The following is a 25,318-nucleotide window of genomic DNA, read 5'->3' as shown; positions in this document are numbered from 1 at the left end:
CATGCCGCAGAACCGGTCTTCCGTCCAGCGCCCCCACGACCTGCTGCGCCCGCTCGCCGGCCGCCGCGCCACCACCGGCGTCGGTGCCGACGACCCGGCCGTCCGGGACCACCTCGTCCACCACGTGCCGGTACTGCCCGGCGTCTTCCTCCTCGACCTGGTGCTGCGGACCGTCCAGCGGGCGGGAGTCGACCCCGGTCTCGTCGTCCTGCGCCGCATCGTCTTCCACGCGCCCATCGTCGGTTCCGGCGACCGCTGCGCCGTCGAGGTCGTCCTCGGCGACGCGGACCCCGGGCAGCCGCTGCCCGTCACCGTGCGCAGCCGCCCCGCGGGCAGCACCCGGGGCCCGTGGGAGACCAACTGCACCGCCGAGATCCACCCCGTCGACGGCACGCCGTGGCGGCACATCGACCCGGCCGGACTCGCCGCGTCGGCGACCCGCACCATCGACGTGGACGAGCTCTACGGCTACGTCCGCGCCCTCGACATCCACCACCGTGGTTTCATGCAGGCGTCCGGCACGGTGCACGTCGCCCCGGGACACGCCCTGGCGCGCATGCGGCTCGCGGACGAGGCGGCCGAGCACGTGGGCCACTTCCACGCCCACCCCGCGGTACTCGACTTCGCCACGCTGGTGCCGATGCTGCTGTTCCCGGAGCAGGACCTGGGCACGCCCCGGCACGCCTACATCCCCCTCTACATCGAGTCGCTGCGGGCCCGTACGGGCGTCGGCGCCGAGAACCTCGTCCACGTGCCGGGACCGGTCACCGGGGGATTCGACAGCGAGCTGTTCCAGGCCGACATCGCGGTCTGCGACCCGGACGGCCAGGTCGTCGCCGAACTCGTCGGCTTCCGTGCCAAACGGGTCCGGTCCGCCGCCCTCATCACGGACCGCACCCGCCCGCCCGCCGAACGGACCCCGCGCCCGGCGACACCGGCGCCTGTCGCCGCGTCCCCGGCACCGGCTTCCGTCGCCGCGTCGCCGGCTCCGGTCGGCGCGTTCGAGGAACGGGTCGCGGCCCTGGTCGCGCGGCGCCTCGGCGTCGAGCCCGCCCGCGTCGACCGCGAACTGGGCTTCTACGAGTGCGGCCTCAGCTCGGTCGACCTGCTGAGCCTGGTCGGCGACCTGGAGGAGATGCTCGGCACCGACCTCTATCCCACGCTGCTGTTCGAACACCCCACGGTCAGACGCCTCGCGGACCACCTGCGGGAGGAACACCCGGAACACCCGGACGCGGACCGACTGGGGGCGGGGGAGCGGCAGACGGACCACGCGTCGGTCGTTGGGGACCGGGCAGCGGTGGGCCGCTCGCAGGACGGGGACCGGGCCGTCGACCGGTCGTCACCGCCCGCCGGGCACCAGGCAGCCGACCGGCCGTCGCCGCTCGCCGGGCACCCGGCAGCCGACTCGCCGTCGCCGCCCGCCGCGCTGCCCGTCCCCACCGCCCGTCCGGCCGACGGCGCCGCCCCCGAACCACTGGCGATCGTCGGCCTCGCCGGCCGCTACCCCGGCGCCCGGACCCCGGACCAACTGTGGGAGGTGCTCGCCGACGGCAAGGACCGGGCGACCCCCGTCCCGCCCGAACGCTGGGACCACGAGCCGTACTTCGACCCGAACCGCGGCACACCGGGACGCACCTACTCCCGCTGGGGCGCGTTCTGCGACGGCGTGGCGGAGTTCGACGCGCCCTTCTTCCACCTCACCGCCCGCCAGGCGGAACTGATGGACCCGCACGAGCGCCTGCTGCTCCAAGCCGCCTGGGAGGCGATCGAGGACGCGGGACACACCCCCGAGGGACTCGCCGCCCAGACCGGCCGGGCCGTGGGCGTCTTCGCGGGCGCCATGTGGAACGACTACCAGCTGCACGGCCTGGAGCGGCTGCGCGCCGGAACCGCGGACGTCGCGGGCTCCTGGTCCTCCGCCCTGTCCAACCGGCTGTCGTACTTCTTCGACTTCGCCGGGCCCAGCCTCACCGTGGACACCGCCTGCTCCGCGAGCCTGGCCGCCCTGCACCTGGCCGCCGACGCGATACGGCGCGGCGAGTGCCGGGCGGCGCTGGTCGGCGGGGTGAACCTGTCCCTGCACCCCTACAAGTACCTGCGGCTGGCCGAGCTGGGCCTGCTGTCGCCGACCGGGCGCTGCCGCCCCTTCGGCAGGGACGCGGACGGCTACGTACCCGGCGAGGGCGTCGGCGCGCTGCTGCTGCGACCGCTGTCCGACGCGCTGGCCTCCGGTGACCACGTGTACGGGCTGCTGCGCGGCTCGGCACTGCTGCACAGCGGGCGGACCGGCGGCTACTCCGTGCCGAGCCCCGAGGCCCAGGCACGGGTGGTCTCCGCCGCGCTCGCCGACGCGGGTGTCGCGCCGCGCACCATCGGCTACGTGGAGGCGCACGCCTCCGGCACCGCCCTCGGCGACCAGATCGAGGTCGAGGCGCTCACCTCGGTGTACGCGCGGCACACCAGTGACCTCGGGTACTGCGTGATCGGCTCCGCCAAGCCGGTCGTCGGCCACCTGGAGGCCGCGGCGGGCATGGCCGGCCTCACCAAGGCGCTGCTGGCACTGCGGCACCGTACCCTCCCGGCCGTCGGCGACATCGGCGCCCCCGCCCCGGGCATCCACTGGGAGCGGACGCCGTTCCGGCTGCCCACCCACCCGGAGCCCTGGCCCGCCCCGGCCGACCCGAACACCGGGCACCCGCTGCCCCGGCGGGCGGCCGTGAGCGCCTTCGGAGCCGGCGGCGCCAACGCCCACGTCGTCATCGAGGAGTACACGGTCGCGGACGCCCCCGAGCCACCCGGGAGCGGCGGGCCCTTCGCGGTCCCGCTGTCCGCGCGGTCCGCCGACCGGCTGCGGGAGCAGGCCGGGCGGCTGGCGGACCATCTGCGGGCCCACCCCCACCTGCGCCTGGCCGACGTGGCGCACACCCTGCGCGCCGGCCGCCGCGCCATGGAGCACCGCCTCGCCGTGGTGGCCGCCTCCACCGCCGAACTCGCCGACGCGCTACGGGCGTTCGCCGACGGACGCCCGCCCGCCCACCCCGCGTACTCCGGTGCGGAGACCGTCGGCACCGGCACGAGCGGCGCCACCGAGGAGACGGAGGCCGCCCGGCTGTGGGCGGCCGGTGGCCCCTCCGGCTGGCCCGCCCTCGACGGAGCGCGGCGGATCTCCCTGCCGACCTACCCCTTCGAACGCCGTCGGTACTGGCTCGGCGACACCGGGCCGGGGGAACCGACCCCGACGCGCGACAAGCCCCTCACCGCAGGCCCGGACGGTCCCGCCACCCTGCTGTACGTCCCGGACACCCGCCCCCTGCCCCTGCCGGTCCCCGCGACCGCTCCCGTGCCGGACGGCCCGCTGCTGCTCCTGGACGCCGACACCGACCGCGTACGGGAGATGCGCGCGCTCCACCCCGACGTGGTCCGCGTCCGGCCCGGCATGTCCTACCGGCGGATCTCCGGCGACGAGTTCGAGATCGACCCCGGCGACGCCGGGCACTACGTCCGGCTCACCGAGACCCTGCGTGCGGAGAACCGCGCCCCGGGAGCCGTCCTCCACCTGTGGCCGCTGTCCGGGGACACCACGGGGGACACCAGCACCGGCGGCGTGCTCTCCGCCCTGCTGCTGTGCCGCGCCCTCGCCGTCGGCCCGACCCGGCCGCTGCCGGTGGTGTACGCGTACGCCGCCCACGGCGCCAGCCCGGCCCACGCCGCCGTGGGCGGCCTCGCCCGCAGCGTCCGGCTCGAACAGCCCAAGCTCCTGCTGAAGACGGTGTGGCACCAGGCACCGGCCGTCGAGGCGCGGACGCTGCTCGCCGAGGCGTACGCACCGGCCGACGTCTACGGCACCGAGATCCGGCACACCGCCCGGGGCCGCCTCACCGAGGTCTTCGTCCCGGCCGGTCCGCCCGCCGCGTCCCCGACACCGGTACGCCTCGGCCGGCCGGGCGGTGTCTACCTGATCACCGGAGGCGCCGGCGGGCTCGGCCTGCACACGGCCCGCCGCATCGCCGCGGCCGGTGACGTGTGCCTGGCGCTGCTGGGCCGTTCCCCGGGCAGCGCCCACACCGACCGGGCCGTCGCCGACCTCGGGGCCCTCGGCGCGCGGGCCGCCTACTTCCGCGCCGACGTCACCGACCCGGACGCGCTGTCCGCCGCCGTGCGGGAGGTGCGCGCACGGTTCGGACCGCTCACCGGGGTCGTGCACGCCGCAGGCGTCCTGGACGACTCACTGGTCGTCAACAAGAGCCGTCCGGGGGTCGAGCGGGTCCTCGCCCCCAAGCTGTCCGGCGTCGCCGCCCTCGACGCCGTCACGAGCGACGACCGGCTCGACTACCTGCTGCTCTACTCGTCGCTCGCGGCGGCGGCGGGCAGCGCGGGCGGCGCCGACTACAGCGCGGCCAACCGCGCCCTGGACGCCTACGCGGCCTGGCGCGAGGAGCGGCGCCGGGCCGGTGAACGGCACGGTGCGACCGTCGCGGTGGACTGGCCGCTGTGGCGCGACGGCGGCATGCACATCGACCCCGCGCTCCAGGACCGCGTCCTCGCCCGCACCGGGTCCGTCCCGCTCGACACCGCCACCGCCCTCGACACCCTCGACACCGCCCTCGGCCTCGGGGCGGAACGCGTCGTCGTGCTGCACGGGGATGCGGCCCGCCTCAAGGCGGCGCTGGAGACACCGCGCGGTGCGGCGGTCTCCGGCGACGCCGCTCACCCGGCTTCCGGTGCCGTGCGTGGTGCCGCTCGCTCGGCTTCCGCGGAGGCCGCGTCCGGTGCGGCCCGTCCGGCTTCCGCCGCCGCGGTTCTCGACGCCGCCCCCGACCCCGACCCCGACCCCGACCCCCGCGCCCCGCTCGACGCGCACATCGTCACCGCGCTCACCACGGCCCTGCGCCGTGCCGGCAAGGAGACGCGGCCCTCCGCCGTGCGGGACGCGGGGTTCATGGCTCTGGGCCTGAACTCCCTCGAACTCGCCGCCCTCACCTCGGAGGTGAGCGCCTGGCTCGGTGTCGACCTGCCGGCCACGACACTCTTCCGCTACCCGGACACCGACCGCCTGGTGAGCCACCTGCTCGACACCCACCCCGACGCCGTACACGCCGCCCTGCGCCGCGAGGCGGCCCCCGTACCCGACGGGGCCGCCCGCACCGACGCACCGGCACCGCAACCCCGGGCCGTCGCCGACGAGCGGGGCGGCGCACCCGGGGCGGAACAGCCCGTCGCCGTCATCGGCATGGCGGGACGCTTCCCCGGCTCCGAGGACATCGCGGGATTCTGGGCCGACCTCGTCGGCGGGCGCGACCTGGTGACCGACGTCCCCGCCGACCGGTGGGACCACCGCCTGTACCACGACCCGCGGGGCGAGCGGCCGGACGCCACCGACTGCGGCCACGGCGGCTTCCTCACCGACGTCAGCCGCTTCGACGCCGCCTTCTTCGGGCTCACCCCCGCCGAGGCCGAGGGCCTGGACCCGCAGACCCGCCAGCTGATGGAGGTCCTGCACCGGACCGCCGAGGACGCCGGTGTCGCCGGCCGGCTGCGGGGCTCCGCGACCGGCACCTTCGTGGGCCGCTGCTTCAGCGACTACGACCAGGCGATGACCGCCGCCGGACGGCGGATGGGCGCCCACGACGTGACCGGCACCTCCGTCACCATGGCCGCGAACCGGATCGCCCACCACTTCGACCTGGCCGGCCCCTCCCTCGTCGTCGACACGGCCTGCTCCTCGTCCCTCTACGCCCTGCACCTCGCGGTCGCCGCCGTGCGCCGCGGCGAGTGCGACATGGCGTTCGCCGCCGGAACCAACCTGATCCTCGACCCGCAGCACTACGTGCGCAGTTCGGCGCTGGGAGCCCTGTCGCCGTCCGGGCGCTGCCACACCTTCGACGCCCGGGCCGACGGCTACGTCCCCGCCGAAGCCGTCGTCGCCGTCCTGGTCAAGCCCCTCGACCGGGCCCTCGCCGACGGCGACCCCATCCACGCCGTCGTCCGCGAGGTCGGCGTCAACCACGGTGGCCGCGCCGGGTCCGTCACCGCTCCCAGCCCGGAACGCCAGACCCAGCTGCTCCTGGACACCTGGGCACGCGCCGGCATCGAACCCGACGACCTCGGCTACCTGGAGGCGCACGGCACCGGAACCGCCCTGGGCGACCCCATCGAGATCGAGGGCGCCGTCGAGGCCTTCCGCCGCCACACGGCACGGTCCGCCTTCTGCGCGGTCGGCTCCGCCAAGGCCCACCTCGGACACGCCGAGGGCGCCGCGGGCCTCGTCGGCGTCGTCAAGGCCGTACTCCAGATCCAGCACGGCGTCATCCCGGCCATGCCGGACTACCGGCAGCCCAACCCGCACTGCCGCTTCGACGGCACCCCGCTCTACGTCAACACCCGCCCCGTCGACTGGCCCGCGCGGGACGGACGGCCGCGCATCGCCGGGGTCAGCTCGTTCGGCTTCGGCGGGTCCTACGCGCACGCCGTGATCGAACAGGCTCCGGTGCGCGAGGCGGCCCCGGCCCCGCGCAGGCCCCGGCTGTTTCCGTACTCGGCCCGCGACGGCGCGGCCCTGCGGCGGCTCGTGCGCGGCCACCGCGACTTCCTCGCCGCGGCGCCCGGCACACCGCTCGACCGGATGGCGGCGACACTCCACCACGGCCGGGAGGCCATGGCCCACCGAGTCGTTCTGGTCGCGGACTCCTCCGACGGCCTGCTGGCCGCGATGGACGCCCACCTCGCCGACCCGGACGCCTCGGCCGGCGTGCACGTGGCGGCCACTGCCGAGGAGCCCGGCGCGGCGCTGCTGGAGGCGGCCCGGGCCTGGGCGGCGGGCGCCCCGCTGCCCGCGACGGCCGCCCCGGACCCCGCGACCGCACGCGTCAGCCTGCCGACGTACCCCTTCGGCGGCGCACGGTACTGGTTCGCCGAGGCGGCGACCGGGCGGACGGCCCCCGACGCGGTACGGCCCGCCGCCCGGCAGCCCGCCGTACCGGCAGCCGACGGGGCACAGCCCACCGCCGCCGCCCCGGCCGAGACGCGGCAGCCCACCGTCACCGCCCCGGCGGAGGCACGGCAACCCGCTGTCCCGGCCGGCGCCCGGCAACCCGCTGTTCCGGCGGACGACCGGCAGCCCGGTGCCCCGGCCGAGGCGCGCCGGCCCGCCGTCCCCGGAGGGGCGCCGCAACCCACCGCCCCAGCAGGGGCGCGCCGGCCCGCCGTCCCCGCCGAGGTACGCGACGTAGAGCTGCACATCCGGCGCAGCGGGTTCGACGGGCGACGGGCCGCCGAGGGCATGGAGCGGCTCAACGACCTGCTCAGGCGCTGGTGCGCGCATCTGCTCGCCGACGGCGGCACCCCACCCACCGCGCAGCGGCTGCGCGCCCTGCTCGCGGACGAGGAGGGCTACGGCCGCCTCGCCGACGCGCTGGCCGCGCTGATGGCGAAGACGCCCCCCGCGTCCGGCACCGCAGCCCCGGACTTCACGGCCGAGGCGTCCGCGCTGGCCGCCGAGCACCCCGAACTGGCCCCGTGGCTGAAACTCGTACAGGTCTGTCTGCCCCGGCTGCCCGAGATCCTGACCGGCAGGGCCGACGCGCTGGAGGTGTTCTTCTCCCCGGACCACCCCGACCTGCTGCTGGGCATCTACGACGGCAACACCGTGGCCGACCACCACAACGAGATCGTGGCCCGTCTGGTGGCCGGCCGGGTGCGCGCCCTGCGGGAGTCCCGCCCGGACCGGCCGGTGCGCCTGATCGAGATCGGCGGCGGCACGGGCGGCACCACCCGCCGGCTGCTGGAGGCCATCGCCGAGCACGGGGAGGCCGTGCAGTACCGGTTCACGGACGTGTCCCCGGCCTTCCTGCCCGCCGCCCGCGCCCGGTTCGCCGGCACCCCGGTGGACTTCACCTGCGCGGTCCTCGACCTCGACCGGGACCCGCTGGAGCAGGGCTTCGGAGCGGGCAGCGCGGACATCGTCGTCGCCGCCAACTCCGTCCACGCGACCCGGCACCTGGGCGAGAGCCTCGGCCGGATCCGGCGCCTGCTCGCGCCGTCCGGGGTGCTGGTACTCGAGGAGCTGGTGCGCAACCACGACTGCATGACGGCCATGATCGGACCGCTGCCCGGCTACTGGTCGGCCGTGGACGTGGCGGCGCGGCTGCCGCACTCGCCGTTCTTCGACGTGCCGCGCTGGCGCGCGGCGCTCGCGGAGCAGGGCTTCGAGGCGACCTGGGCGCTCGGCGCGCCGGACCTGCCGGAAACGGAGTTCGACAACGCGGTGCTGTTCAGCCAGGTGCCGGCGGCGGCCGGGGCGGACGGCGGTACGGGGCTCCCGGGCCTGGCGGAGGCCCGCCCGCAGGCGCCCGCCCGGTCCGCGCCGCCGGAGTCACGACGGGGCGGGCCGCGCCCACCGGAACCCCGGCCGCAGGACCGGCCCGCCGCCGTCCCGGAGCCCGTGACGGCCGATGCCGACGAGGTCCGCGAGCGGCTGGTTCCCGTCTTCGCCCGGTTCTTCGGCCTTGAGGCCGGTCAGGTGGACACCGCCGTCACCTTCGACCACTACGGCATGGACTCGCTCAGCGCCATCCAGCTGGTGCGCAGCCTGGAACCGGAGTTCGGCAGGCTGCCGAAGGTCCTGCTCTACGAGCACCCGACGATCGACTCGCTGGCGGCGCACCTCGCCGAGCACGCGCCGGTCGCCTCCCGGAAAGCCGAGCACGCGCCGGTCGCCTCCCCGGACCGCACTGGGACCGCGGTCGCCGCGAGCGACGCCGACGCCCAGCCGCCGCGGGAGACCCCGGACGCGGTGCACGAGCCGGCCGCCGCGGCGCCGGAACACACCCCGCGGCCGCACCCCGCCCCCGCGGCAGGCGCGGACGCCGACGACCCGGTCGCGATCGTGGGCATGGCGGGCCGCTTCGCCCGCTCGCCCGACCTGCGCGCCTGGTGGCGGCACCTGCGCGACGGGACGCACCTGGTGGGGGAGATCCCGCCGGACCGCTTCGACTGGCGTGAGGTCTTCGGCGACCCGCACCGCACTCCGGGCACGGTCAACAGCCGCTGGGGCTCCTTCATCGAGGGCGTCGACCGCTTCGACGCCGACTTCTTCGGCATGACGCCACTGGAGGCCGAGCTGATGGACCCCCAGCAGCGGATCATGCTGCAGACGGCCTGGCAGGCGGTGGAGGACGCCGGCCACCGGCCCGCGTCCCTGCGCGGCAGCCGCACGGGCGTCTTCGTCGGCGCCACCTCCCGCGACTACGACTGGCAGCTGCACCGGGCCGGCCGCCACCGCGAGGGCCACGTCGTCAGCGGCAACGGCCACTGCCTCATCGCCAACCGCATCTCGTACCAGCTCGACCTGCGCGGACCGAGCGAGGCCGTCGACACGGCGTGCTCCAGTTCGCTGACGGCGCTGCACCGGGCGGTGCGCGCGGTCCGGTCCGGCGAGTGCGAGGCGGCGCTCGTCGGCGGGGTGCACCTGTTCCTCACCGCCGACCTGTTCGTCGCCCTCGGCCAGCTCGGCATCATGTCGCCCGACGGCCGCTGCGCCGCGTTCGACCGGCGGGCCAACGGCATGGTGCGGGGCGAAGGCGCCGTGGCGGTCCTGGTCAAGCCGCTGTCCCGGGCGCTCGCCGACGGCGACACCGTGTACGCCCTGGTGCGCGGCAGCGGCGTCTCGCACGGCGGCGGCGGACACATGGACTCCCTGATGATGCCCAACCCGACGGCCCAGGCGGACCTGATCGCCACGGTCTACCGCGACGCGGGCGTGGACCCGCGCACGGTCGGCTACGTGGAGGCCCACGGCACCGGCACCGAGGTCGGCGACCCGATCGAGGTACGCGGCCTGCGCAAGGCGTTCGCGGCGCTCGACGGCAGGCCGGACGGCGAGCCGGTCGACCCCTGGTGCCTGCTCGGCACGGTCAAGTCGAACGTGGGGCACACCGAGGCCGCCGCCGGACTGACCGGCGTCGTCAAGACGGTGCTGGCCATGCGGCACGGCATGCTGCCGCCCACGCTCCACTTCACCGAGGCCAACCCGCTCCTGGACCTGGACGGCAGCCCCTTCCGCGTCGTGGACCGGCTGACGCCGTGGCCGGCGGGCGGCTCCCCGCGCCGCGCGGGCGTCAGCGCCTTCGGCCTCGGCGGGACCAACGCGCACGTCCTGCTGGAGGACTGGCCCGACACCCGGCCCGCGGCGCCGGACGCCGGTCCGGTCGTCGTCCCCCTGTCCGCCCGTACCCCCGAGCGGCTGCGGGCCCGGCTGCGGGAACTGCACGGCTTCCTCACGCAGGACGCGGCCGGGCAACCCGGACCGCTCGCTCTCACCGACATCGCCCACACCCTCGCCGTGGGACGGGACCCGATGGCCCACCGGGCGGCGTTCGTCGCCGCGACGACGGACCAACTCGCCGTCGCGGTGCGCCGCCTGCTCGACGACGAGCCCGGCCCGGACACCTTCACCGGACGCGCCGAGCGGCAGGCGGGCGGACGGGGAGCGGACGAGCGCGCCGACACCTCAGCACCGGTCACCGACCCCTACGGGGCGGCCCGGCGCTGGGTGTCGGGCGCGGGCCCGCTGCCCGCCACCCCGGGCCGACGCGTGCCGTTGCCGGCGTACCCGTTCGAGGAGCAGCGCCACTGGGCGGAACCCCTCGAACCCCTGGCACCCGCCCCCGCACCGGTGACGGTGGTGGCGCCGGCCCCCGCACGTTCGCTGCCCGACCTGCTCCAGGCACTCAACGAAGGCCGCCTCTCGGTGGACGAGGCGGAACGGCTCATGGAAGGTGCGCAGTGATCTCCAGGCAGAACCGTCGGGACATCCTCCAGCGCGTGAAGGCGGGAGAACTGACCGTCTCCGACGCGGTCGCCCTCATGGGCGCCGCGTCCCCGGCCGGCACGGCGGCGGGCGCGCACGAGGTGGTGGCCTACACGTCCGGCTGGGAGCGCAGGGCGCCGGCCGCGTACCGCTCCCCGGCCCAGGGGCGCCCGCCGCTGATCGTGCTGGACCCGTCCGCCACCCGCCGGCCCGGCATCGTGGCGCCGGGGACCGGCCGGGTGGTGGAGGCCGTCACGGGACCCGTGCCCGCCGCGGACACCCGTACCGTCTCGCTCGCCGACGACGCGTCGTGGGAGCGGCTGTGGGCGGCACTCGCCGCCGCCGGGGAACTGCCCGAGCGCATCGTCCTGGTCACGGCCGAAGGGCCCGAGCACTGCCTGGACGTCGTCTACCCGGCGGTGCGCACGCTGATCCGCGGCCGGATCGGCGAGCGCCTCTCGCTCGCCTGCCTCGCGGTGGGTGAGGACAGCGCCCAGGCCGCGGACGCGCTCGGCGGCTTCTGCTCGATCGCCGCCCAGGAGGACAGCCGCATCCGTCCCGTCGCCGTCTCCACGGACGGCCCGGCCGACCCCGTCGCCCTCGCCCTGGACGAACTGGCGGAACCTCCGGCGCCCCTGCACCAGGTGCGTCACGGCGCCGACGGCCGCTGGGTGCGGACCATGACGCCCCTCCCGCTGACCCTCGCCGCACCACCCGCCGACGGGGTCCACCTCCTGTCCGGCGGTGGCGGCGGCATCGCCCTCAGCATCGCCGAACGGCTGGCCCAGTCGTCCGGCGCCCGGCTCGTCCTGCTGGGCCGCTCCGACGCCGGAGCCCGCGTGACGCGGACCCTGCACCGCGTCAACGGCACCGGCACCGAGCGGATCCGGTACGTACGCGGAGACGTGACCCGGCCCGACGACGTACGGCGTGCCGTCGCCGAGGCCCGCGCGGCGTTCGGCCCGGTCACCGGCGTACTGCACCTGGCCGGGGTCAACGAGGACGCGTACATCGCCAACAAGGCACCCGGCGCCCACGCGCGCGTGCTCGCGCCCAAGCTGGCCGGCGCCCGCAACCTGGACGAGGCGACACGCGACGAACCGCTGCGCCACTTCGTGCTGTTCTCCTCCCTCGCCGGGTACGCGGGCCACCCCGGGCAGGCCGACTACGCCGCCGCGAGCCGCGCCCTGGGCGGCTTCGCGTCCCACCGCGCCGCCCTGGCCGAGGCGGGCCGGCGCAGCGGACGCACCGTGTCGGTCGGCTGGCCGCTGTGGGTCGGCGGCGGCATGACCCTCAGCGACACCGACCGCCGGGCCGTCGAACTGCTTCAGGGCATGGTCGAGATGCCACCGGACACCGGCCTCGCCGTGATGGCGGCGGCCCTGCGGTCCGAGGCGCGGGAGGTCGTCGTCGTCCACGGCCACCGCGCCCGCGTCGAGCAGTTCGTACGGGCCCGCCTCACGGGCACGGCTGTCCCGGGCGGCGGTGCGGCCGAGCGGCCGGCCGCGGCGGAGCCCGAAGCGGCGGCCGGGGTGGCACGGGCCTTCCTGCTGGACCTGGTGTCGCGGCTGACCCGTATCGCGCCCGGCAGGCTCCGGTCCGACCAGGAGTTCTCCGCGCTCGGCATCGACTCCGTGATGGTCAAGCGCATCACGGCCGCCCTGGAGGACCGGCTCGGGGCCATGCCGGTGACGCTGCTGTTCGAGCACCGCACGGTCGACGACCTCACCGGCTATCTGGTGGCCCACCACGGTCCGGCACTCGCCGCGCTGGCCAACCCGGCGAGCAGGCCCGCCGTCCCGGCCACCGAGTCCGCCCCACCGCTCGTCGCGCCCACCGTCCCGGCCACCGAGTCGGCCCCACCGCTCGTCGCGCCCACCGTCCCCTCCACCGGCACCCGCCCCGTCGCACAGGCCACCCCCCGGCCCACCGCCGAACCGCCCGACGCAGACGCCGCGCCCGACGACGCCGTCGCCGTCATCGGCCTGGCGGGCCGCTATCCCGGTGCCCGGGACGTGGCACAGCTGTGGCGGATGCTCGTGGAGGGCCGGGACGCCATCGGGGAGATCCCGTCCGACCGGTGGGACAAGGAGCGCTGGTTCGACCGCGGTGACCGCCGGCCGGGCAGCAGCTACGGCCGCTGGGGCGGCTTCCTGGAGGACGTCGCGCGCTTCGACTCGCTGTTCTTCTCCGTGGCCCCGCGCGAGGCCCGCCGCATGGACCCCGCCGAGCGGCTGTTCCTGGAGGTCGCCTGGTCGGCGCTGGAGGACGCCGGCTACACCCGCTCCCGGCTGCACCGCACCACCCGTACGGACGAGGGACACGCCGTCGGCGTCTTCGTGGGCGCCACGGGCCTGGCGTACGGCCTGGTCGGCGCCGAGGAGTGGGGCAAGGGCAATCCGGTCCCGGCGTACTCGATGGAGTTCTCCCTCGCCAACCGGCTCTCCTACTTCCTCGACGTCCACGGCCCGAGCCTCACCGTCGACACCGCCTGCTCCGCCTCCCTCACCGCCCTGCACCTGGCCTGCGAGAGCCTGCGGCGCGGCGAGTGCCGGACGGCCCTCGTGGGCGGCGCCCACCTCAACCTCCACCCGATGAAGTACGCCATGCTCGCCGAGCAGCGCATGATCTCCCCCGACGGGGTGTGCCGGGCGTTCGGCGAGGGCGGCAACGGGTTCGTCCCCGGCGAGGGCGTGGGCGCGGTGGTGCTCAAGCCGCTGGCCGCCGCCCGCGCCGACGGCGACCGGATCGACGGCGTGATCCGCGCCACCGCCATCAGCCACGGCGGCCACACCAACGGCTACACCGTGCCCTCACCGCGCGCCCACGCCTCCGTGATCGGCGCGGCACTGCGCCGCTCCGGGATCGACCCGGCGAGCATCGGCTACGTCGAGGCGCACGGCACCGGCACGGAACTCGGCGACCCGATCGAGATCGAGGGCCTGGCCCGGGTGTTCGGCCGGTCCTGCGAGGAGCGCCAGTACTGCGCGCTCGGCTCGGTGAAGCCCAACATCGGCCACGCGGAGGCCGCGGCGGGCATCGCCGGGCTCACCAAGGTCCTCCTCCAGTTGCGGCACCGCACCCTCGCGCCGACCCTGCACAGCGACCCGCCCAACCCGAGGATCGACTTCGCCGGGACGCCGTTCCGCCTCCAGCGCACCGCCGAGCCGTGGCAGCCCCGGCCGGGGCACGGCCTGCGCCGGGCCGCCCTCAGCTCGTTCGGCGCGGGAGGCGCCAACGCGCACGCCGTCATCGAGGAGCACCCGGACGGCGCCTCCACCGACGACCGGCCCGCCGAGGGCGACGACCACCTGGTGGTCCTGTCCGCGAGGACACCGGACCGCCTGAAGGCCGCCGCCGACCGGCTGGCCCGCTTCCTCACCGGCCCGGACGCCACCGCACTGCGCCTGGACGACATCGCGCACACCCTCCAGACGGGGCGCGAGGCCTTCGAACACCGCGTCGCGTTCGTCGTGCCGACCCGCGCGCGGCTCGTGGAGGCGCTCTCGCGGTACGTGACGACCGGCGCCGCCGACGCGGCCGGCCGCGCCGCACCCGACGCGCCCCGGCGCGAGGCGGCCGACGCGCGCGGCCTGTTCGCCGGGCGCCGCTGGCACGAGATCGCCGCGCGCTGGGCCGCGGGGGAGGAGTTCGACTGGCAGGAGGCCGCCGAGCGGCGCGACCGGCACGGCCGGGCACCCCGCGCCGTACCCTTGCCCACCTATCCGTTCGCCGGTCCCGTGCACTGGCCCGACACCGTGGACCAGGCGGTGACCGCGGCCCCCGGCCCGGCTCCGGCACCCGGCCGTACGCCGTCATCCGGCCGGACCCCGGCATCCGCGCCGGCCGGCCGCGCGCCGCTCGCCGAGCCGGTCGTCGCGGCGGACGGGGTGGCCGAGTTCACGGCCACGCTCACCCCCGGCCACCCGTGGGTGGCCGACCACCTCGTCGACGCCCGGCCCGTCCTCGCGGGCGTCGCCCACCTGGCGCTGGCCCACGCGGCGGCGGAGCGGGCGGCGGGACGGCCGGTCACCGAACTGAGCGCGGTGCGCTGGCGCACTCCCCTCGTCGTCGACGCCGGCGAGCAGCCCGTCGTACGCGCCCTGCCCGCCGCCGAGGACGGCGCCGTCCGGGTGGAGACGTGCACGGGCACCGGCGCACGGCGCACCGTCCACGCCACGCTCACGGCCTGGACCCGGACGCCCCGCTCCGGCAACCCGCCCCTGACGCCCACCCCCTTGGACCTCGCGGCCGTACGCCTCCGCTGCCCCCGCGAGGTGAGCCACGAGGCGTTCTACGACCGGGCCCGCGCCGCCGGCCTCGACTACGGGCCGTTGTACCGCAGGGTGGAGCGGCTGTGGTGCGGCGAGGGAGAAGCCCTGGCCGACCTGTCGGAACCGGCCGAGCGGGCGGGACTGTCCGCGTCGCCGCCCGGCCCCGCCCGCGGCGGTATCGGCGATCCCGGCGTCACCGACGCCGCCCTGCACGCCGTGCACGGAGCCGTGCCCGCCTGGGAGGAACCGGCCACGCTGCCCGCCGCCGTCGAACGGGTCCGCCTGCACGGCGCGGACGGCGCAGTCCGGCACGCCCACGCCCGTCTGGTGACCGCCGACGCCGCACGCGGCACCGTCAAGTGCGACGTGCTGCTGACGGACGCCTCGGGCCGCGCCCTCGTGGAGTTCACCGGGCTGACCGTGGTGCGGCCGTCCGGCTCCGCCGGCGTCCCCCACCTGGTGCCCGTCTGGCGCGTGGCACCCCGCCTCGACGCCCCGGAAACCCAGCAGAACGCGCGCGACCGGGACCCCGGACCGGCCCTGGTGCTCACGGCCGGACACGACGCCGGACTCGCCGCCGCGCTGGTCCGCCACCACGGCGGGGCGAGCGAGGCCGTCGACCTGGCGGCGCTGCGGGACCGCGACGACCACATGGCCCTGCTCCGGGCGCACCCGGAGGTCCGCACGCTCTACTTCGCCGCAGGCGTCGACACCCGCCGCCACTCCTCCACCGACCTGGCCCACCTGGAGCGGACCCAGCGGCACGGCTGCCTCGCCCTGTTCCACCTGGCGCAGGCACTGGCCGCCGAACGGCCGCGCGGCCTGCGGCTCACCGTCCTGACCAGCGACAGCCAGCAGCCCCTGCCCGGCAGCCCGGTCGACAACCCGTTCGCGGGATCGCTGCACGGCATGGCCCGCACGCTCTCCCGCGAACTGCCGTTCCTCGACGTGGCCTGCCTGGACCTCGCCGGCGCGGACCTCGAACGGTGCCGCGCCTCCGGTGACTGGCAGACCCTCGTCACGGCCGTCGCCGCCGAACCGGCCGCCGCACCCTTCACCGAGGCCGCGTTGCGCGAGGGCACCCGGCTCGTCAAGCGGCTCGCCCCGGCCGAACTGCCCGCCCCCGCCGACCACCGGCTGCCCCTGCGGCACGGCGGACGCTACCTCGTCGTCGGCGGTCTCGGGGGCCTCGGACGCGTCGTCAGCGAGTACCTGCTGCGGGACTGGGACGCCCGGCTGGTGGTGATGGGGCGCAGACCCGAAGGGCACCTGCCGGACGGCACGCTCGCACGGCTGCGCGCCCACGGCGGGCAGGTCGAGTACCTCCCGGGCGACGTGACGGACCCCGCCGCCGCGCGGGCCGCCGTCCGCCTGATGCACGAGCGGTACGGCGGCGTCGACGGGGCCGTCCACACGGCGTTCGTCCTCGCCGACCGGACCATCGCCCACTCCGACGACGGTGTCTTCGACGCCGCCTTCGCGCCCAAGACGCGCGGCACCGTCGCCCTCGCCGACGCGCTCACCGCCGAACCGCTCGACTTCTTCGCCCTGTTCTCCTCGGCCATCGCCCACACCGGCAACCCCGGCCAGTCCAACTACGCGGCCGGCTCGACCTTCATCAGCTCCTACGGCGCCCACCTCGCCACCCGGCTGCACTGGCCCGTCACCGTGATCGACTGGGGCTTCTGGGGCGACGAGGGCGCCGTCGCCACCCCCGAGCACCGCGAGCGGCTCGCCCGCTGGGGCGTACAGCCGCTGACCGCCGCCGAGGGGCTGCACGCCTTCCGCCAGGTCCTCGCGTCCGGCCTCACCCAGGTCGCACCCCTGCGCGCGGACCTCGCGGAGCTGGGACGCGTGACGCCCCTGGAGCAGGGCGTACGGCGACCGGATGCCGAGAGTTCCCGGGCGGCGGCTGCGGCCGGCGGCGACCGCTCCGCACCCGCCGCCCGGGCCGAAGCCGCCCGGGACGTACTCGCCGCGCCCGCCGCCGCCGTCCTCGCGGCGCAACGCGCCGACGGCGAGCCCTACGCGCCCGACTACCTGGACGCCGTCGACGACTACGCCCGCCTCACCCTGCTGGAAGCCCTGCGGGAGGCCACCGACCGCCTGGCACCCGGCGCGCACGTCACCCGAGCCGAACTACGGCGGAGCCTCGCCGTCCACGACGAACGGCTGCCGCTGTTCGACGCGCTGCTCGCGTCCCTGGAGTCGGCCGGCCACCTGCGGCCCGAGCGGGGCCGGCTCACCGCACCGACCCCCGCCGACGCGGGCCACCGGCACCGCCTCAGGCGCGAACTCACCGACCGCTTCGCCCATTTGCCGCCCACGCTGGACCTCCTGGACGACTGCGCCGCCGCGCTGCCCGACGTCCTCGCCCGCCGACGCCGCGGCCTGGACGTGCTCTTCCCGGGCGGCTCCGACCGGCGCATGGCCGCCCTGTACGCGGACGACCCCCGCACCCGGCACTTCAACCGCCTCACCGCCGCCGCCGTACGGGCAGCGGTCACCGACGCCGTGTCGGCCGACCCGGCCCGGCACCTGCGCATCCTGGAGATCGGCGCCGGCACCGGCGCCACCACCCGCGCCGTGCTCGACGCGATCGACGACCACCGGGCCTCGGTCACCTACGACGTCACCGACATCTCGCCCTCCCTGGTCGCCGGAACCCGCGGGCGACTGGCCGAGGGCCGGCCCCACACGGACTTCCGCGTCCTGGACATCGCGGAGGACCCGGCCACGCAGGGCTTCGGCGGCGACCGGTACGACATCGTCGTCGCCACCAACGTCCTGCACGCCACCCGGGACATCCGGCGCACCCTGCGCAACGTCGCCGAACTCACCGCGACCGGCGGCCTGCTGGCCGTCAACGAGGCCACCCGCGTCCTGGACGCGATCACCCCGGTGTTCGGCCTCACCGACGGATGGTGGCTCGCCGCGGACGCCGGGCTGAGGCTGCCGCACGGACCGCTGCTCGCCCCGCTCACGTGGCAGGCGCTCCTCGCGGAGGCCGGGTTCGACCGCAGCAGGCGGTTCGGCGTGCACGGCTGGAGCGACCACCAGGCCGGACAGCACCTCTTCGTCGCGGAACGCGGGCCCTGGCGTACGGCGCAGTCACCTGCCGTGCCTCCCGGGCACCAGGAGTCCGCCGCCCGGCCCGTGACACCGGCCGCACCGCAGCCCCGGACGTCGCCCGCCGGCGGCTCCGGGGACCGGCTCCTGGCGGGGACGACGGAGCATCTGCGGAACCTGTTCGCGGACCTGCTCCGCCTGCCGCCGGAGGAGATGGACCCGGCCGTGCCCCTGGCGTCCCTCGGCACCGACTCCCTGACGGTGATGGAGGCCGTCGAACGCCTGGAACGGGACATCGGCCCGGTGCCGCAGGAACTGCTGGTGACCGGCGAATCCCTCCGCTCGGTCGCCGAGGCCCTGGTGAGCGCGAAGGGGACGGAACTGGCGGCGCTGACGGGAGTCACCGAAGCCCCGGCCGACGCCACGGCGCCGCCCCCGACCGGACCCGAGGCCGACTCCCCGTCGCGGACACCGGAAGGATCCTCGCCGCGCGAGGCCACCGCGCCCGAGCCCTCACCGCGCGAGGCCACAGCCTCACCCGCGTCCGAGCCCTCGCTGAGCGACGCCACCGCCGCACCCGCCCCCTCGCCGCCCAACATCCCCGTCGCACCCGCCCCCTCGCCGCACAACACCCCCGTCGCGCCCACCCCCTCACCCCACGACGCCCCACCCACCCCCGAACCCATCGCCGTCGTCGGCATCGCCGGCCGGTACCCGGGGGCGGCGGACGTCGACGCGCTCTGGGAGCACCTGCTCGCCGGGCGCAGCCTCATCACCCCCGTACCGCCCGGGCGCTGGCGCGCCGAGGAGTCCGGCGACGGGCGTGCCTGGGGCGGTTTCCTCGACGACGTCGACCGCTTCGACCCCCTCCTGTTCCGCATCTCGCCCCGCGAGGCGGAACGCATGGACCCGGCCGAACGACTGTTCCTGGAGACGGCCTGGGAGGCGCTGGAGGACGCGGCGCTGCCCCCGTCCCGCCTGCGCGCCCGGGCCTGCGGTGATGGCGGCAGGACCGGCGTCTTCGTCGGCGTGATGCACCACCAGTACGCCCTGCTCGGCGCCGAGGAGCGCGGACGCGGAAACGCCGTACAGGCCCTGTCCTCCGGCTGGTCCGTCGCCAACCGCGTGTCGCACACCTTCGGCCTGACCGGCCCCAGCATGGCGGTGGACACGGCCTGCTCGTCCGCGCTCACCGCCGTCCACCTCGCCGTGCGCAGCCTGCGCGACGGCGAGTGCGGCACGGCGATCGCCGGCGGAGTCAACGTCATCCTCCACCCCAGCCACCACGCCGACCTGGCCGCCGCGCGGATGCTGTCCCCACACGGCACGCCCCGGGTCTTCGACACGGCCGCCGACGGCATCGTGACCGGCGAGGGCGTCGGCGCGCTCGTCCTGAAGCGGCTCTCGGACGCGCTGCGCGACGGCGACCGCGTGCACGCGTGCATCCGCGGCTCGGCCGTCAACGCCGACGGCCCGACCGAGGCGTACGCCGTCCCCCGCGCCGAGGCGCAGATCGACCTCATCGCGCAGGCACTGGAAGCCTCCGGGGCCGACCCGCGCAGCGTGCAGTACGTGGAGGCGCAGGCCACCGGCTCACCGGTCGGCGACCCGGTCGAACTGGCCGCGCTGCGCGAGGCGTACGGCGTCCGGGGCGACGGGCACCGGCTGCGCGTCGGGTCGGTCAAACCGAACACCGGCCACCTCGAAGCCGCCTCGGGCGTCGTCCAGTTGACCAAGGTGATCCTCCAGCTGCGGCACCGCACCTTCGCCCCGACCCTCGGCACCGACGGACCGCCGACCGCGGACGGCTTCCTGGTGCCGCGCGAGCCCGTCGCCTGGCCCGAGCAGCCGACCGGGGAACCCCGGCGTGCCGCCGTCAGCTCCTTCGGCGCGGGCGGCGCCAACGCCCACGTCGTCCTCGAAGAGGCCCCGCGGCCCGACCGGGCCGAGGACCGCACCACCGGAAACCGGCCCTCCCGGCCGCTCCTGCTGCTCCTGTCGGCCCGCCGGCCGGACGCCCTGCGCGCCTGCGCCCGGCGCCTCGCCGCATTCCTCGCGGGCCCCGGAGCCGCACTGAGCCCGGTGGACGTCACCCACACCCTGCGGGTCGGACGCGAACCGCTGGCGGCCCGCCTCGGTGCCGTCGTCCACGACCTCGCCGACATCGTCTCCGTGCTCACCGCGTACGCGCAGGACCGGCCGCACGACCGGCTGGTGACCGGCCCTCGGGGCGAGGCGCCCGACCGGCACGGCCGCCTGCCGTCTCCCGACGCCGAGGTCCTGGAACAGGCCCGGCGCTGGACGGACGGCGAGCCCCCGGACGCCCTCACCGCGCACGAACCCGGCGCCCGGATCGTCTCCCTGCCGCACTACCCCTTCGCCGACGGCCGCTACTGGCTCCGGACCACACCGGCCGGCCACAGCACCACGGACCCGGTCCCGGCCGCTCCCGTCCTCGCGGACCCGGTCCCGGCCGCTCCCGCCGTCTCCGACCACCTCGCCGTCGCCGTCGACCCCGCTCCGCCCGCCACCGGTCCCAGCCCTTCCGAGGAGCCCTCTGTGACCCTCACGTCCCCGGCCGCCGACAGCGCGGGCGGCACCCCGCCCGCCGTCCACGCGATGCGGCACATCGTCACCGAGGCCATCTGCGCCCTGGTGGGGGTGACGCCCCAGGACATCGACCCCGGCGACCACCTCAGCGACTTCGGGCTCGACTCGGTGACCATGGTCCAGCTCGCCGACCGCCTCGCGCGGACGACCGGCACCGACCTCACCCCCGACGTCCTGTACGGCTGCCGGGACATGGCGGCCGTGGTCGACCACCTCGTCGCCGCCACCGAGACCCGGGCACCCGCGCCCGCCGTCACCACCACCGAGGCCTCCGCCCCCGCGCCCGCCACGCCGCAAACCGTGCCCCCGCCCCCGGCGACCACCGCCCCGGCGGCGACCACCACCGCCCCGGCGGCGACCACCACCGCCCCGACGACCACCGCCTCCCCGGCCGAACCGCCCCACCCCCGTCCCGACGAACCCGTCGCCGTCATCGGCATGTCCGGTGCCTTCCCGGGGTCGCCGGACCTGGACAGCTTCTGGGACAACCTGGTCCAGGGCCGCGACCTGATCTCCGAGGCACCGCCCGAGCGCTTCCCCGCCGCGCCGGGGACGGCCCCCGTGCGCGGCGGCTTCCTGGAGGGCGTGGACCGCTTCGACGCCGGGTTCTTCCAGATCACCCCGCGCGAGGCGCGCGTCATGGACCCGCAGGCCCGGCTGTTCCTGCAGACCGTGTGGGCGGCCGTGGAGGAGGCCGGCTACGACCCCGCCGACCTCGCCGGCAGCGCCTGTGGCCTGTTCGTGGGCGTGGCCTCCACCGAGTACGGCGAACTGGCCCGCGAGCGCGGTGTGGACGTCGACGGCCAGTTGATGACGGGCAACGACCACAGCGTCCTGGCCAACCGCGTCTCCTTCCTGCTCGACCTGCGCGGCCCCAGCGAACCCGTCGACACCGCCTGCTCCAGCTCCCTCGTCGCCGTGCACCGGGCCGTGCGCGCCATCCAGACGGGCGAGTGCGACCTGGCCCTGGCCGGCGGCGTCAATGTCATCGTGGCGCCGACCGCGTTCGAGGCGTTCGGACGGTCCGGGATGCTGGCACCCGACGGCCGCTGCAAGTCCTTCGACCACCGTGCCGACGGATACGTGCGCGGCGAAGGAGTCGGCGCCGTCCTGCTCAAGCCGCTGAGCCGGGCACTCGCCGACGGCGACCACGTGCACGGCGTCATCGCGGGCTCCGCCACGAACCACGGCGGACGCGCCACCTCGCTCACCGCCCCCAACCCGGCGGCCCAGGCCGAGGTGATCTCCCGGGCCCAGCAGCGCGCCGGAGTCCGGCCCGAGACGATCGGCTACGTGGAGGCGCACGGCACGGGGACGGCCCTGGGCGACCCCATCGAGGTGACCGGCCTGCGCACGGCCTTCGAGGAGTCCGGGGCGGGCGGCACGGAGTCCGCGCCGAGGCAGTTCTGCGGGCTCGGCAGCGTGAAGACCAACATCGGCCACCTGGAGACGGCGGCCGGCATGGCGGGCCTGTTCAAGGTGCTGCTGTCCCTGCGGCACGGCATGCTGCCGCCCACCCTCCACGTGGAACGCGTGAACCCGCTGATCAAGCTCGCGGACTCACCGTTCCACCTCGTCACCTCCGCCCGCCCCTGGACCCCGTTCACGGACGCGGGCAGCGGCGTGCCGCTGCCCCGGCGTGCCGGTGTCAGCTCGTTCGGCTTCGGCGGCATGAACGCCCACCTGGTGGTCGAGGAGGCACCCGCGCCCACCACCTCCCGCCCGTCCGTCCCCGCGCCGGACGGCGACCGGCTGTTTGTGCTCAGCGCCCGCGACGACGACCGCCTGCGCGCCGCGGCCCGCCGCCTCCTCGATCGCCTGGAGCGCTGGGAACGCGACGGACGGCTGCACGCCGTGTCACCGGACGACGTGGCCCACACCCTCCAGGTGGGTCGCCGGCCGTTCGCGGCGCGGCTCGCGGTCACGGCCCCGACCTTCGCGCACCTCGCCGACGCCCTGCGCACCCACCTCGACGGCGGCGACGACCCGCGCCTGACGACGAGCCGTGACGCGGGCTCCCGGTCCGTCGACGCCGACGACCTGGGCGACGCCGTACGGCGGGCCGCCGGAGGGGACTTCGGCAGGCTCGCGGCGCTGTGGGCGGCGGGCGCCGACGTCGACTGGCGGTCCCTGCCCACCACGCGGACCCGCACCAGGGTCTCCCTGCCGACCTACCCCTTCGCCCCCGAACAGCACTGGCTCCCGGCGGCCACCACGCCCGCCACGACACCACGGGCCACCGAGCGGACACCCGTACGCCAGGCCACCACACCCGCATCCGTACCCCGGCCCACCCCGTCGGCCCCCGCCCCCCGAGCCGCCACGGCACCCCCGGCGCCTCCCGCCCCGGCCGCCCCCGAACCGGCGCCCGCTCCCGCACCGCAGCCGGCCCGCACCGCCGCGAACTCCCCGGCCCCCGCCACCGCGACCCCGGCCGCCCCGGCACCGCCCGACCGGCTCGCCACCCTGCGGCAGCACGTCAGGGAAGCCGTGGCGGACGGCATCGGCATCGCGCCCGAAGCCGTCGACCCCGCACGGGACTTCGCGAGCTACGGCGTCGACTCCATCGGCGCCATGCGGATCATGCAGACCGTCCAGGACCGCTACGGCGACCACATCCCGATGGCGGCCATCCTCGAACACCCCAGCGTCGACCGCCTCGTCGTCCACCTCGACCAGAGCTACGTCCTGCCCGACGCCGTACCGGAGACCCTCGACAGCGTCGACCCCGCCCGCAAGGCGGAGCGGCCCCTCCCGGCCGCCCGCGCGGCGGTCGCGGCTCCGCGGCTGGTGCCCCTGGCCGGGGACCGCGCCGGGGACCCGGTCTACTGCCTCTTCGGCGACACCGGTGAACTCACCTGGGTGATGCACCTGTGCCGGCACCTCGCCGAGCACGGCCCGGTCACCGGCGTCGAGGCGCCCGGCTTCCCGGACGGCGCGGACCCGGCCGCCGACATCAACGTCCTCGCACGGGCCTGCGCCGACGCGATCGCCGCGGCCCACCCGGGCGGCTCCTGCCGGATCGCCGGGTACGGAGTCGCGGGCCTGGTCGCCGTCGAGACCGCCCGGATCCTCCAGGACCGCGGCCTGCAGATCACCGAACTGCTCCTCGTCCAAACACCCGGACCGGGCGAGGGGCCGCTCGCCGAGACCGCGAACGAGTCGCTGGCGGCGGTGGCCGCGCCCCTCGCCGGCGTCTGGGGCGCCGACCGGCCGCCCGTGCGCGAAGCGGACCTCGCCGGGCTCGCCCCGCGGGCCGCGCTGGACCGGGTGACCGCGGCCCTCGCCCCGGTCGCGCCGATGGGCGCCGACGCGCTCCGGGGCCGGCTGGAGCGCGCCGCCGCCTGGCGGGCCGCCCTGGTCGCCGCCGCGGCCGTACACCACACGCGTCCGCTCGGCGGACTGGAGCGGACCGTGGTCGTGCGGGCCGTACCGGCCGGGGGAGGCGACGGCGAGTACCACCGCTGGATCGCCCCGCCGCCCGACCTGACCGACCTCGACGTCGAGCCGTGGCTCCTCGTCTCGGCCGGGAACGCGGCCCGGGTGTGCGCGCCGCCCGCCGCACCGGAACCGGCCGCGTCCCGGCAGCAGGAGGCCTCGCCGGTCGTCGCGATCAACCGGCACGGGGACAACCGCCGTTCCGTGTGGGCGCACAACCTGTACGGCGAGGTGAGCTACGCGATCTACCTCTCCCGCCACCTCGGGCTGCACAACCCCGTCATCGGCCTGGAGCAGATCGGCGCCGCCGCCGCGGACCGCATGCCCCGCAGGTACGACTCCGTGGAGGAGATGGCCGCGCACTACGTCGGCGAGCTGCGCGACCGCTTCCCCGGCGAGCCCTACCTCCTGGGCGGCTGCTCCTTCGGCGGGGTCCTCGCCTACGAGATGACCCGGCAGCTGCAACTGGCCGGCGAGGAAGTCACGCACCTCATCGCCATCGACCCGATCATGCCCGGCACCGAGGCCTGGGACAGCGTGGACTGGGGCACCGTCACGGAGGTCGAGGCGGAGGCCTTCTCCCTGGTGATGCTCGGCAACGCGATGTGCCAGCGCTGGGGCGTCGGCGAGCAGATCGGCCTCGCCTCCCTCACCGGCCTGGACCTCCACGCCCAGCTCGACCTGGTCGCCGGCCACATCCGCGACCGCTCGGCCGCCCGGCCCGACCGGGAGATGATCAAACAGCAGATCCTGGTCCGGCACGAACTGATGCTGCACAACGGCGACCTGCTCCAGGCCTACCGGCCGGCCCCGCTGCGCACCACGGTGCCCACCACCCTCTTCCACGCCACGCAGGGCTTCCTGGCCCCCGGCAACAGCAACGACCTGCCACCCGTGCCGCGCACCAGCGACGACAAGTCGAACGGGCTCGCCCAGTTCGTCGGCCCGCGCATCACCATCCACGAGATGAACGCCGACCACCACACCATCGCCCACGACGAGAACCTCGCCCGCATCGCCCGGATGCTGTCCCCGGTGCTGGCCTCCCGGAACTTCCCGACCAGCCTGTTCCCGGCCTCGCTCAACCCGGCCGGACCCGACGGCACCAGGTGAGGAG

At 76.4% G+C, this 25,318-nt stretch carries 2 protein-coding genes; both read left to right on the top strand.

Annotated elements, in window-relative coordinates; all coding sequences use genetic code 11:
* Window position 1: 1 nt before the first annotated feature.
* Window positions 2-10,789: an SDR family NAD(P)-dependent oxidoreductase gene (locus AB0M97_RS14215; RefSeq protein WP_365961112.1), complete on the top strand. Its 10,788-nt coding sequence runs from the start codon at window positions 2-4 to the stop codon at window positions 10,787-10,789.
* On the top strand, window positions 10,786-25,314 hold the full coding sequence (locus AB0M97_RS14210) for an SDR family NAD(P)-dependent oxidoreductase (protein ID WP_365961111.1): 14,529 nt from the start codon (window positions 10,786-10,788) through the stop codon (window positions 25,312-25,314). The genes AB0M97_RS14215 and AB0M97_RS14210 overlap by 4 nt, the downstream gene beginning before the upstream one ends.
* Window positions 25,315-25,318: the final 4 nt, after the last annotated feature.

It is taken from the genome of Streptomyces sp. NPDC051207, assembly GCF_040682395.1.
Taxonomy (GTDB): Bacteria; Actinomycetota; Actinomycetes; order Streptomycetales; family Streptomycetaceae; genus Streptomyces.
This window is presented reverse-complemented; position numbering and strand designations above follow the sequence as displayed.

Coding starts and splice junctions, on each gene's coding strand:
- AB0M97_RS14215 (WP_365961112.1), top strand. CDS start 2: ATGCCGCAGAACCGGTCTTCCGTCCAGCGCCCCCACGACCTGCTGCGC.